This window comes from Amycolatopsis sp. NPDC051373, assembly GCF_040689465.1.
GTDB lineage: Bacteria > Actinomycetota > Actinomycetes > Mycobacteriales > Pseudonocardiaceae > Amycolatopsis.
This window is the reverse complement of the sequence record NZ_JBFBAE010000051.1, coordinates 22,092-32,512: the sequence shown is the minus strand read 5'-3', so window position 1 is coordinate 32,512 and position 10,421 is coordinate 22,092. Positions and strand designations below refer to the sequence as shown.

The 10,421-nt window shown below is 65.7% G+C and carries 16 protein-coding genes and 1 pseudogene; 6 read left to right on the top strand and 11 right to left on the bottom strand.

The genetic code is table 11. The features are described from left to right. Positions 1-249 precede the first annotated feature (249 nt). Both AB0383_RS48805 and AB0383_RS48800 read left to right on the top strand, forming a co-directional pair. A complete protein-coding gene (locus tag AB0383_RS48805) occupies positions 250-756 on the top strand; it encodes a hypothetical protein (protein ID WP_366191462.1) in 507 nt (168 codons plus the stop codon). A 41-nt stretch (positions 757-797) separates the two neighbouring features. Then, positions 798-1,055, top strand: a complete 258-nt coding sequence (locus AB0383_RS48800) for a hypothetical protein (RefSeq protein WP_366191460.1) — start codon at positions 798-800, stop codon at positions 1,053-1,055. Between the two features lie 61 nt (positions 1,056-1,116). Here the strand turns inward: AB0383_RS48800 and AB0383_RS48795 are convergent, their stop codons facing one another. From AB0383_RS48795 to AB0383_RS48785, 3 genes and pseudogenes are all read right to left on the bottom strand, one after another. Continuing rightward, the gene (locus AB0383_RS48795; RefSeq protein WP_366191458.1) at positions 1,117-1,677 is read right to left on the bottom strand and encodes an HD domain-containing protein; all 561 of its coding nucleotides are present in this window, start codon (positions 1,675-1,677) and stop codon (positions 1,117-1,119) included. A gap of 12 nt (positions 1,678-1,689) precedes the next feature. Next, positions 1,690-2,622, bottom strand: coding sequence for a hypothetical protein (locus AB0383_RS48790; protein WP_366191464.1), 933 nt, complete (start codon positions 2,620-2,622; stop codon positions 1,690-1,692). A gap of 15 nt (positions 2,623-2,637) precedes the next feature. Beyond that, positions 2,638-2,751: pseudogene (locus tag AB0383_RS48785) on the bottom strand (helix-turn-helix transcriptional regulator); the annotation flags it as partial. A gap of 200 nt (positions 2,752-2,951) precedes the next feature. On the opposite strand from AB0383_RS48785, the gene AB0383_RS48780 reads away from it, so the two are divergent. From AB0383_RS48780 to AB0383_RS48765, 4 genes are all read left to right on the top strand, one after another. Next, positions 2,952-3,239 (top strand): hypothetical protein, encoded by a 288-nt coding sequence (locus tag AB0383_RS48780; protein ID WP_366191456.1) that lies wholly within the window; start codon positions 2,952-2,954, stop codon positions 3,237-3,239. Between the two features lie 520 nt (positions 3,240-3,759). Continuing rightward, a complete protein-coding gene (locus AB0383_RS48775) occupies positions 3,760-4,011 on the top strand; it encodes a hypothetical protein (RefSeq protein ID WP_366191454.1) in 252 nt (83 codons plus the stop codon). A 180-nt stretch (positions 4,012-4,191) separates the two neighbouring features. Next, positions 4,192-4,443 (top strand): hypothetical protein, encoded by a 252-nt coding sequence (locus tag AB0383_RS48770; RefSeq protein WP_366191452.1) that lies wholly within the window; start codon positions 4,192-4,194, stop codon positions 4,441-4,443. A gap of 124 nt (positions 4,444-4,567) precedes the next feature. After that, positions 4,568-4,951 (top strand): DUF732 domain-containing protein, encoded by a 384-nt coding sequence (locus tag AB0383_RS48765; RefSeq protein ID WP_366191450.1) that lies wholly within the window; start codon positions 4,568-4,570, stop codon positions 4,949-4,951. Between the two features lie 81 nt (positions 4,952-5,032). Here the strand turns inward: AB0383_RS48765 and AB0383_RS48760 are convergent, their stop codons facing one another. The 8 genes from AB0383_RS48760 to AB0383_RS48725 all read right to left on the bottom strand — a co-directional run bounded on the left by AB0383_RS48760 (position 5,033) and on the right by AB0383_RS48725 (position 10,414). Continuing rightward, the gene (locus tag AB0383_RS48760; protein ID WP_366191448.1) at positions 5,033-5,518 is read right to left on the bottom strand and encodes a hypothetical protein; all 486 of its coding nucleotides are present in this window, start codon (positions 5,516-5,518) and stop codon (positions 5,033-5,035) included. Positions 5,519-5,706: 188 nt separating this feature from the next. After that, positions 5,707-6,009, bottom strand: a complete 303-nt coding sequence (locus AB0383_RS48755) for a hypothetical protein (protein WP_366191446.1) — start codon at positions 6,007-6,009, stop codon at positions 5,707-5,709. Then, complete coding sequence (locus AB0383_RS48750) at positions 6,006-6,794, bottom strand: hypothetical protein (protein ID WP_366191444.1); 789 nt, start codon at positions 6,792-6,794, stop codon at positions 6,006-6,008. Before AB0383_RS48750 ends, AB0383_RS48755 begins: the two co-directional genes overlap by 4 nt. Positions 6,795-6,816: 22 nt before the next feature. Then, positions 6,817-7,134 (bottom strand): hypothetical protein, encoded by a 318-nt coding sequence (locus AB0383_RS48745; protein ID WP_366191442.1) that lies wholly within the window; start codon positions 7,132-7,134, stop codon positions 6,817-6,819. After that, positions 7,131-7,853 carry a hypothetical protein gene (locus AB0383_RS48740; RefSeq protein WP_366191440.1) on the bottom strand — a complete coding sequence of 241 codons (723 nt, stop codon included), beginning with the start codon at positions 7,851-7,853 and terminating at the stop codon, positions 7,131-7,133. The genes AB0383_RS48745 and AB0383_RS48740 overlap by 4 nt, the downstream gene beginning before the upstream one ends. 12 nt (positions 7,854-7,865) lie before the next feature. Further along, positions 7,866-9,014: a hypothetical protein gene (locus AB0383_RS48735; protein WP_366191438.1), complete on the bottom strand. Its 1,149-nt coding sequence runs from the start codon at positions 9,012-9,014 to the stop codon at positions 7,866-7,868. A 3-nt stretch (positions 9,015-9,017) separates the two neighbouring features. After that, positions 9,018-9,269 (bottom strand): hypothetical protein, encoded by a 252-nt coding sequence (locus AB0383_RS48730; protein WP_366191436.1) that lies wholly within the window; start codon positions 9,267-9,269, stop codon positions 9,018-9,020. Continuing rightward, positions 9,269-10,414: a hypothetical protein gene (locus tag AB0383_RS48725; protein ID WP_366191434.1), complete on the bottom strand. Its 1,146-nt coding sequence runs from the start codon at positions 10,412-10,414 to the stop codon at positions 9,269-9,271. The genes AB0383_RS48730 and AB0383_RS48725 overlap by 1 nt, the downstream gene beginning before the upstream one ends. Between the last annotated feature and the right edge of the window lie 7 nt (positions 10,415-10,421).

Here is a 10,421-nt window from a genome sequence, read left to right as displayed (position 1 = left end):
GAGCAGCCCCGACCTCTGCTCTCAAATCGCTCTGACCAGTACGGGAAGCAAGATCATGGGCCAAATGTGGGACGGGTGACCGCACATCCGAGGAGTTCCCTTGCGCGCCCTCAAGACCCGGACCGCCGCCAGACTGGCAGCTCAACTGGCCGCTGTTGTCGTCCTGCCGCTCACCCTCGCCGCCCAGTGCGAGGCGCCGGCGTCGCCGGCTAGCCCCACAACCACAGCTCACTGCGAGGAGGACCAGCCGTGCTGGAACTGCTCCACGATGGGCAACCACAAGTGCGACCCGAACGGGGTGGACCTGTGAAGCGGGCCGCGCAGATCATCGCCGCACTCGCCGGACTGGTCGTTGTGATCGTGGGTACCGCACTGCTCACCCTCTGGGCTGCCGGCGCGTTCGATGTCGCTGTTCCCGGCAAGCCAGCCGCGGCCACACCGCAGGCGGTACCAGCGTCCACGAAGCACGAGGTGGTCGTCAGTGTGGCTGGTGCGCCAGGCACCCAATTCCGGGTGCGCGGTGAGGTGTTCGGCGACACCGGACCCATCGACCTCCCGGCGGCTGGCCACGACTCGGCACACTTCTCCACCGCGAAGCCCGCCGAACAGATCGACCTCACGGTGTACGTGGCTGCACCGATCGGCGACAAGACTGCGAACTGCGCCATCACCTACGACGGACACGTGATCGCCCAAGCCGACCGGGTCCCGCTTGAGGACACCAACACGCTGGCCTGTCGAGTGAGGTTCGCATGATCCGCGTAACGCGTCCCGCGGGACCCGCGAGTAGTAAGCACATGCCCAGAGAGGAAGTGCTGATGCCGGCCGCCGACCGCTCGACCCGAGAAGCCCCGCTGTCCGTGATCATCGTTCGGGTGGTGGTTCCGCTCGGGATCATGCTCACGTACTGGGCTATCCGACTCCCCCGGTTCACGTCGCCGACAGCAGACGGGAACGTTGGAATCGAACTCTTCGTGGCCATCGCGTTGACGCTCGTGGGCTGCGTCGTCGCGGCTAGCGGCCTTGTCGCTCTGTACCGCCACATCGTCCGATAACAGGGAAGAACGGCAAAATGCCCCGGTGTTCCTGCCGGGGCATTCTCGCGCTCAGGGGCGCTCAGCGGTCCCGCCATGCCAGCGGGGACAGCGTGGTAGCCGCCTCGGCGATAAGCCGCGCCGTCTCGGTTGAGAGCCCCTTGCGGGCTGAGTCGATCCACCCGGCGACGCGCTCGACTCCGATGTCCCGGTACTCGACGGCCTGGAACAGCATCTCCAGCTTGTCCGCGTCCTTCGCGCACCGCGCTTCGAGGGTCTCTCGGGACTCGAACTCGTCCACTGCGTTCCGGACCATCGTGCAGGAGGCGTCTGGTAGGGCCGCTGTCTGGTCGGCGGTGATCTCGCGGGGTTCGGGCTTGCTCATGTACTTGGTCGCGGTGTGCGGGATGTCTCCGGTTCGGGTCTCCTGCGTGTCGTGCCACAGCGCCAGGAACGCCGCCCGCTCCGGGCTTCCGCCTTCCTCCGCGGCAAGCAAAGCCGCGATCTGGGCCGCACGCAAGCTGTGTTCGGCGACGGATTCGGGATCGCGGACGCCAACGTGCCACCACCCAGTGCGGCGGATGCGCTTGAGCAATCCGAGTTCGTAGCCGAACGCGGCGAGTGCCGTGGGCTCGTCTGGCATGGAGTGTTCTCCCTATCGGTCGGCGAGACGAAGAGCGTAGTGAAGGCCGGCGACCTGGTCACGTCCGTCACGCGTCAGCACGTCGGTGGAGGTGAGTATCTCCAGCGCTTCGGCCAGTGCGTCACGAGCGGCGGAGCGTTCGGTGAGCAGGGCGGGGCGGCTGGCCACGAGTGTGTGCACGGTGTGCAGGTTCAGCGGCAGGTGCGGCGAGGCCGGGTCAAGACGGCTCACCAGGTGGTGGAACAGTCGCACGCCGGACCAGGCTCGGGTGTCGTCCGCGGCCATGAAGGTGTCGTCGGTCTGGTCGTCGGGGAGTTCGCCGATCCAGTGCGCCCAGTAGTTTAGGTTCGCGAGTTCGGAGCGCGAACCGGTGGTGCGCGTGACGAAGTCGTGCAGGTGGGAGCTGTCGCCGGTCGAGGCCAGGGCGACGGACGCCGAGCGGGCTTCGAGGAGACTGGTCACGTCGCCGTCGGCGATCGGGCGACGGCCGGCGCTTGCCCATTCGCCGCGCAGCCACTCCACGACCTGGTCGCGCTCGTCGAATCCGAGCAGGTAGACCGCTTGGCGGCGAAGCAGTGCCTCGTCGGCACGTACGCCGCGCTCCGCGACGGTCATGAGGTGGTCAAAGAACCGGGTCCGTTCGTCGACGCCCATCGTGGGCCCGGGCGCGACTGGTCCGCGCCGTGGCACCTTCGGCGTGAACACCGCCAGTTCCTGGGGCAGGTGCCCGGTGAAGGGCCAGGTGATCAGGTTCGTGAGCGTCTTTCGGTGCACGCTCGCGGCCAGCGGGTGCACCTCGGGGTCAACGTACGCGCCGCCGGCAGCGATCCCGGTCGAGAGCACGAGATCGGCCTCGACGGCGGCGCGCAGGTGCTGGCCGGTGGATGGGTGTGCGCCCAGCCGGGGCAGCCGGGAGGACAGCCGGACAAAGTCTCCAGCGGGCATCGCAGACAGGGGACGGCGCCCCGATTCCCATCCTTGAATGGTGCTCCCGTCGACCGCGAGACGTTCCGCGAGACGCTCTTGTGTCAGTCCCGCGGATTGGCGTGCGAGCTTGAGGACGTAGCCGGTCACGATGCCCGTTGAACGGGAACCCTGACTGCCCGTCAGTGTTGCCGCTGCTCCGCTCACGGTCGCTCCAGGTCTGGACGATTCCGGTCGAACCGCCACCCGTACTCGCGGTCCGTTCTACCTACTCACTGGTGATCGTAGCGTCACTCCACGGGGTTTTGGGATGGCTCTGAGCAGCCAGAACACGACGGGAGTGACTGGTCATGACGGCGTTGATCTACATCGACCCGCAGGCGATCCACCCGGTGATCGACGGGGTGTGGCACCGCACCAGCCTGTCGGCCATACCGGCCCCGGGCGAGGGCATCACGATGCTGTGCGGCGAGACGGCGGCGGCCGAGTTCGAACCATTGCAGCAGCGCACGGCGCGCGGCGTGCCGACCCAGTGCCCGTACTGCGACGTGGCCTACCGCCGCGCCCTCGGCTGGACCATCCCGCCCGGACATCCCGGTCTGAACCGCCGGCCGCGAGCGCTCCCACGGCGGCCCTGATGGGCGTCTGGATCCAAGACGACGGCACCGAGGTCCTGACCGATCCCGTTACCGGCGAGGTCATCGCCGACGAGTGATCTCCCGGCCGCCGCACCGGTACCCCGACCTGGCACGGCGGCCGGGCTCCAACCTCCTCCGAATTTGCAAATGCAACTATCGAAGGGACGTTCGATGCCGCGCAACCCCGCAGGACCTGGACCGACCAGACCCGGACCCGGCAAGCAGGGATCACCAAACCCCGGGACCAAGAACCCCGGCCCTCAACCAAGACCGATCCAGCCGGACCCGCCGAAGCGGCGTTAGGAGAAAGCCATGCCCAAGAACCAGCGCCCACCCCGTCGCGACCGCCGAAGCTGCCTCGCTGGTGGACAGGAGGGGAACGTGGCCTACGGCTCGGCGGGAAGCTACCCGCCTCGGCAACCGACAGGCCCCACTCGACCCGGGGGCGCCATGCGATCCACCCTGTTCCGATGGCGTCCGAACCCGCCGCAGCCCGGCGACGTGGCTTAGCATCAAGTCCATGAAGTCGCGACGGGACATGCGCAAGCTGAAGACAGCGCTCCTCGCCAGAGCCGCGGGGACCCGGTTCTACAGCTGGGACCTTCGCAAGGCAGCCAGCCTGCACAACGCACGCCTCTACGAATTGATCGTGCTGTTCACGCAACGCGGCTGGCTCACCGACGGGTATGACGAGCCCAAGCCAGGCGACGACCAACCGAAGCACTGGTACGAGCTCACCGACCTCGGCCGACGCGAACTGACCAGACCGTAGTCACTCCGTCGCCCGAACGACAAAGGAGCCCTCGTCGCCTGCGTGATGCAGGAGACGGGGGCTCTTCGGTGTCAGCGCACGGGCCAGTGACGCCCGGACCGCGGTCGGAATCGGGGCGTGGTTTTTGTAACGGCAGGCATGATCAACACGAGTGATCTACGACGACGAAGAGGAGCCATCATGTCTCAGACGATTGAAACGGTGCCCAACGCGCGAGCGCAGTACCGACCGTTCCTCACGGCCGGCGAGGCCAGCGTGCTCATGCTCCTTATCCTCGTCGCGGGCGTGCTCCTGGGCGCCTTCATCCTGCCGAACCTCGGCCTGGTCGGCGTCGTGCTGACCTCGCTGGGATACATGGTGGTGTTTGGCATGACGATCTACCTCCTGGTGCTGGCGCTCCTGGATGCGCGCAGGCGGCGCATTCGTAGCTAAGTAGCGCAGCTACATTCTCGGAGGCCGCAGCGCCCTGGCTACTCCGGAGACGAGAAAAAGACCCCGCCGCGTGCGTGACACAGGAGACGAGGGTTCAAAGCAGAGGTTAGTGAGGGACTAGGCGATGAGGTCGGACAACCGAAGACTCGCAGCATGGGTTGCAGGGATAGTCGCTGGATCCGCTGCGTTAGCGCTCGGAATCGTCTTCGCCGTAAACGCCGTCACCGGCGGATCACGAGAGGCGTACGCACAACTCGATCACCCGGATTACACCGGCTTCATGAACGCGTCAGCGCAGGCGGAGGGCAACACCCCGAACGTCGCGCGCAGCGACCCGAACTCGGACATCGCCATGTCAACAAAGCTTGCCGACACGATCTGCTCGCATCTCCGAACAGGTGAGAGCAAGGCCGACTTGGTAGTCAAGATCGCCGATGGCGGCGACTTCACTCCGGACACGGCAGAGAAGGTCGTCGGGGCGGCGGTTCAGTACGTCTGTCCCGCCTGAAGCAGACGACTCACCGTAAGACGATCAACGCGGGCCCCGGCATCTCCCAAGGTAGTTCGATGGCCGGGCCCGCATCCATGATCAAACGTCGTAGACGGAACGAACTGTGTGCTGCCCATCATGTCCGCGGGTGCGCCGACACAACTGCCCGCGCTCCGACTCGGGCTGCCAAATGGACTGGCCGCAAACGACATCCTTCGTGTCAAACGACGCTGGCGTACCAGGGATCACATACTCGCCGGTGTACGAGTTCAACCGAAGACCGGCCGTGATGTAGCCGTCAGGCTGACCGTACTTGGTCAATGTGCGAACACCGCAGGCGTCGGCGAACTCGTACGAGTTAAACGACGGGCCTTCCTGGTAGCCCAGAACCTGCGCCACAACCCACATGACATTCGTGCGGACAGCGTCCGTCTGTTCGGGATCCAGTTCCGGAGCAGTACCAATGTTCGAGTCCGAAGCTCGTTTGTGCCCAGCCCGGTCAAGCCGAAACGGGGCGTCACACCAATCGTGTTCGCGGATCTCAGCCGCAAATTCTTGGGCGCGACGACTTAGCACCATGATCATTCCTCCGATAGGAATCTGGGCCGATCACTGTTTCCCCCGACGGGACCGCGGCCTGGTACTGAGATACTACATGCCGAACCGGCACAAAGGGCGCACGCAAGAACGGCCCCCACCCGCGCACCCCAGAGGACGAACTATGGGGAGCAGGGTGGGGGCCGTTTGACCGCCGGGAGTAGGACGGCGGCCGATCAGGGGTGAGGAGTCGGCGCAACCGTTTCGGGGCCGGGCGTGGGAACCACGACAACGGCGGGAGCGGGCGCGGACACCACGACGGAGGCCGCATCCTTGTTGGCCGGCGCGAGATACGTGCCAACGGTGGCGAGAACCAGCGCGAGAGCAGCCGCCGCCGGGGTCGCGACGTGCACACCGACCGCGTCGAGGACTTCGGCGACACCAACACCCGTAGCGCCACCGAGCACGGTTCCGACCGCCTTACGCACCGGCGCGAGCACTCCAGCCAGAGGGGCCAGCTTCGACAGAAGGTTCTTCATCGGGCGATCACCGAGCCCTCGTGCAGGTCGTTCGCGAGGGTCCACCGGATCGACGCGTACAGCGTGTTCTTCGGGACCGGAACAACCCACGCGTAGTGGTCGGTGACGGTGTTCTGGCCGACACCACCAAGCCAGTTCTTGTCACCAGCTTTCCCGTACGGGCCCCAAAAGTCGATCTGGTGGATGACGAGGTTGTCGTACGCGACGCTGACGACGAGTTCCGACGCGTTGGCGGGAAGCGAATACGCAGCCGAACGCTGCGTGCCTGCTCGGAGCTGCATGGGGTCCTCCTGGGGAATGGGTGCAGCGCTGGTTGTGGTGGTTGGTGCGGGGTCGACACCGGGCCAGTGATCGGCCACGGCCGATACGTCGATGCCCGGGGCCACGTCGAGCAAGTACTGAGCGGCCACCGCGCCGTCGGGGATCTCGGCCTTGCCGCTGGCGGTGGCAATGAAGTAGTGCGATTCCGCAACCCCGGCCGCCTTGCACGCGGCGGCTACCTGCGGCCAGGTGCTGCGGTTGCAGTAGATCGCCGGGTCCGCGCCGGCCTTGCGCCGCGCGGTGAGCCAGGCAGGGACTTCCTGTGGCGTGGCGTCGCCGGTCTCCACGTCGAGCACGTGCCCGTCGAGGAAGCTGGCCCGGACTGAGATCCGGACGTGCACGGAGTTGGGGAACAAGGCCCAGTCGGCGTCAGACCACTTGTACTTGCCGTTGATGTAGCCGCCGACCAATTGCGGGTGCGGGTTCGCCTTCAGAATGTTTTCTGGCGTGACCGAGTCGTACATGATGCGCATGGTGCATCTCCAGTCAGGAATGGGTGAGGATCTGGATCACAACGAACAATCCACCGATCAGCGACGAAACGATTGCCGCGATGATCGCGATGCGCATACCACCACGATTGGTTTTTTCCTGCTGTTGATCCGTGAGGCGCGAAGCCTGGATTTCGCGCATGTCGCGTTCGAGGCCACTGATACGTTCGTCGTGGCGTCCTACTTTTTCCGCGACCTGCCGAAGAGTCTCATCCATCTTGTCGATCTTGGTTTCCAGCCTGCCAAAGAGATATCTGAAGTCAGGAAAGTCGCGTTCAGGGTTCGGCATCGGCTGCCCTGGTTCAATGGTCATGGTGTGGCCGTCCCGGCGAGGAATCCTTGTGCGAGGGTGTATCCGCAACCCAGCATGGACAGCGGCGTGACAGCAACTGCGGATTGCGCTCCTCCGGATACCACCCGGCTGAAGATGTCGATGCCGAAGAAGTTGCCGATGCTGTCCTGTGGCACCTGCACCGCGTACGGTCCGCAGGTGGTTAGCACGCCTGGGGCTGTCGTGGTGCTGGGGCTGGACGTGATCGTCGGGGACTGCCATGCCCAGCCGGTCACGGAGTCGAAGATCTTTACGTAGCTCTCGACGACCGACGCTGCACCCACGCCGCCCCACGAGTTATTCATTCGCCACTGAGCGAGAAAGCAACTGTTGTTCTGCTGCACTTGGCCGTCCTGGTACGACGTGAACGAAGTGCCGCTGTTGTAAATCAGTCCCGGGTTCGTCGCATACATGGGCACCTGAATCTGTGGCTGCGCCAACCCATAACCGGTGTCCACGTCCGTCCCTAGCACGAGGTGTCCCGCACCGTCGTAGATCTCCACCACGGCACCGTTGAGGCCGTTGGGTCGTGGCACGATCGCCACATCCACGACGTTGCCCACCGCGGGATCGTCGTGCGACACCACAAACGGGTACTTAGACTGCCGGGTGAGCGCGGCGATCTGCTGCCTCAGCTCACGCAGCTCATTCACGATGAAGTCCGGCGACCCGGGCCGTTCGGGCGGGTGGTTCGCGACCATCAGGTTCCCCTCTTATCCGGTGCGCACGGCTTGTAGCTGGTGGTCCACGCGGTCACGTGGGGTGCTGCTGCTCTTGGAGAGTCCGATGACGCGCCACCGGTAATCGCCGTCCGGCAACCAGTGGTGGTCGGTCACGGAGTAGGTGACGAAATGCCCGGGGCTGTATGTGCCCAGCCGGGGGTCCGCATCAACCAACACGGTGGCTTGCCACTGCTCGGTTTGACCGGAGGACAGCGTCACGTCGGCCGCCGCCCAGCTGTCCAGGGTGGACTGAACGGAGGCGTCGGTGTGGTTGCTGTCAATCAGGTCCGTCAACGGCCACCCGGCGGCGATCAAGTCGTCGGCGGTCGCGGTGCCGTAGAGTTGGCCCGCTTCGTTGCCGACGCCCTTCACGAACGCCCGCACCGCGCCCGGCTTCACGCCACCGGCTATGTCCAGGCTCGTGAGCGTGCGCCGGTAGAAGAATTTGAGGTCCACGCCCGGCTGCGTGAGGTACGGGTCCCCGACCAGCATCCGATGCCGGATGAACCGCTGGCCGCCCACCGTGGTCAGGTAGGGCTGGAACAGTACGTCCGGCCCGTCCTCGACCTGAGTCAGCTCGCGCAGTCGCTGCCCGCCAGGGGCGATGTCGTACCCGTGGTAGGTGCGGACATCGTCGCCATCGGGTGCGATCGTGGGCAAATCGATCGGCAGGTTCGACCCAGCGATGAACTGTTGGTTTATCTGGTGGTTGACGATCTCGCGGGCGATGTACGGCAGCGTTCCCGCCAGGTTCACGTCCGCGGCGGGGTCGGTCAGCCGCTGGCCAGCGGCCGGATCGAGCGCCGCGCTGTACAGCACCCGCCGGTCGAGGATGTCCCAGATCCCCTTACCCGACACCGTGAACACAGTGGTGGTCGGATCCGGCTGGTACGGGGTGATGGGTCCCGCCTGGCACACGAAGTCGTCCCCGAGCAGCACGGCCACGGAGAACTTGTCCGGCACGCACCACTCCCGCACCTTCACGGTGCGCTCGCCGTCGATCGGGACGGAGATCTTCCAGCCGCCCGAGTCGTTGACGATGCTGGACCATTCAGGCTCGGCGGCCAATGGGAGGTCATAGAGCACGCGGCCGGTGACGGTGTCGTACGCCACCGCCGCGTACTCGCGCTCGGCGGCCATGGTCTACGCCTCGGGGATGATGTCGTAGGCGTCGCGGAAGGCGGCCTCTGTCTCGTAGAACTCGAACCCGGGCCCGTTCCCCAGTTCGACGACCACGTTTCCGATCGCGGTGGTCACCTGCGCGTCTCCGAAATACGGGAGGAACACGTTCCCGTTGTCGCCGATGAACGCGCCCGGGAGGAACTCGGCCAGCTCGTCGAGGTTGGTCGTGTCCCACACGACGTAACGCAGCTTCCGATAGGCGTAGCCGATCATCACACCCTCCACATTTCGAACTCCGCCGGCTTCTGCGTGGTGGGGTTGAGCGTGAACGCGGACGCGTTGTTGTAAATCGCGGGCCGGATCACCGTCCCCGCCGCCAACCACCGCGTGGTGGACACCGACGAGTCGGTGGTGGTCGTCGAGAAGGTCGGAGCCGCCACATACGCTATGCCCGCACCCGGCGCCGTGGCGCCGACGATGCAGCACGAGTAGTTCGCGCCTGCGAGGAAACCGTTGCTGACACCGCAGTACATCGAGTAGATCCCGGCCGTCACGACAGTGGCCTGATTGCTGCCGTTCCACGTGATGCCCGTCGCGGGCTTGTAGGCCGAGGTCACATTGAGGAACGTCAGGCCACCGGCGGCGATGGTCTGCGTCGCGTTCGCTCGGGCGGCCAGACCGATAGTCGGGCGCCCCAGCTCGTTCCAGTTGGTTCCGTCCCAGTAGTCCAAGCCGTTGAACCAGCGGATATCACCTGGCATGTACGAGGGATCAGTCAGCAAGTCACCGGGCAGCAGCACGCGGACACCGCCAATGGGTGCGGTACCGCGACGAAGATCCGTCAGCGTCACGACGCCACCCGTGGAGACCTGGGCGCGGGCGAGGGGAATACCGACGCCACCGCCCGGGTTCGCTGCCGGCCACGTCGTGATCAGACCCGTCGCATCCCACGTCACTGGGTCCACGGGGACTGCACCGGGCGTGCCGGTGATGATTTCAATCCGGGCGGGGATTGAGCCGCTAGCGGGGATCGTGTCCCCCTGCGCAGTGTCGTAGGCGCGGAACACGACAATGTCGTTCCGCGGGTTCGACGCCGGCGGCGAGTCGCACGTGACGGTGCGCGCCGCAGGCAGTTCCCACCCGAGGTAGGCGCCCTGCCCGGAGCGGCCGATAATCGCGCTACCCGGCTGTACGAGCAGGATGCGACCGGACTGCACAGTCACCCGCAAGTCATAGGCCTGCGTACCATCCGACGCGGTCGAGATCACACCAGAGCGAATCGCTGACAGAGGTGCAGTAGTCGAGCCGCCTGGGAACAGAGATTGAATCAGTGCGCGCCCCTGACGGGCATTGTTGACGCGGTTGCCGTTAGGCATCGCCGACCAGAAGCCGTCCGCGTCGGCGTTGATGGCAGCCATCGCAGCC

Bases quoted from the DNA above. Each gene is read 5' to 3' on its own strand.
- AB0383_RS48800 (WP_366191460.1), top strand. From the start codon at position 798: ATGCCCAGAGAGGAAGTGCTGATGCCGGCCGCCGACCGCTCGACCCGA.
- AB0383_RS48795 (WP_366191458.1), bottom strand. From the start codon at position 1,677: ATGCCAGACGAGCCCACGGCACTCGCCGCGTTCGGCTACGAACTCGGA.
- AB0383_RS48730 (WP_366191436.1), bottom strand. From the start codon at position 9,269: ATGATCGGCTACGCCTATCGGAAGCTGCGTTACGTCGTGTGGGACACG.
- AB0383_RS48755 (WP_366191446.1), bottom strand. From the start codon at position 6,009: ATGAAGAACCTTCTGTCGAAGCTGGCCCCTCTGGCTGGAGTGCTCGCG.
- AB0383_RS48735 (WP_366191438.1), bottom strand. From the start codon at position 9,014: ATGGCCGCCGAGCGCGAGTACGCGGCGGTGGCGTACGACACCGTCACC.
- AB0383_RS48790 (WP_366191464.1), bottom strand. From the start codon at position 2,622: ATGCCCGCTGGAGACTTTGTCCGGCTGTCCTCCCGGCTGCCCCGGCTG.
- AB0383_RS48770 (WP_366191452.1), top strand. From the start codon at position 4,192: ATGTCTCAGACGATTGAAACGGTGCCCAACGCGCGAGCGCAGTACCGA.
- AB0383_RS48780 (WP_366191456.1), top strand. From the start codon at position 2,952: ATGACGGCGTTGATCTACATCGACCCGCAGGCGATCCACCCGGTGATC.
- AB0383_RS48750 (WP_366191444.1), bottom strand. From the start codon at position 6,794: ATGTACGACTCGGTCACGCCAGAAAACATTCTGAAGGCGAACCCGCAC.
- AB0383_RS48725 (WP_366191434.1), bottom strand. From the start codon at position 10,414: ATGGCTGCCATCAACGCCGACGCGGACGGCTTCTGGTCGGCGATGCCT.
- AB0383_RS48760 (WP_366191448.1), bottom strand. From the start codon at position 5,518: ATGATCATGGTGCTAAGTCGTCGCGCCCAAGAATTTGCGGCTGAGATC.
- AB0383_RS48775 (WP_366191454.1), top strand. From the start codon at position 3,760: ATGAAGTCGCGACGGGACATGCGCAAGCTGAAGACAGCGCTCCTCGCC.
- AB0383_RS48740 (WP_366191440.1), bottom strand. From the start codon at position 7,853: ATGGTCGCGAACCACCCGCCCGAACGGCCCGGGTCGCCGGACTTCATC.
- AB0383_RS48745 (WP_366191442.1), bottom strand. From the start codon at position 7,134: ATGACCATTGAACCAGGGCAGCCGATGCCGAACCCTGAACGCGACTTT.
- AB0383_RS48765 (WP_366191450.1), top strand. From the start codon at position 4,568: ATGAGGTCGGACAACCGAAGACTCGCAGCATGGGTTGCAGGGATAGTC.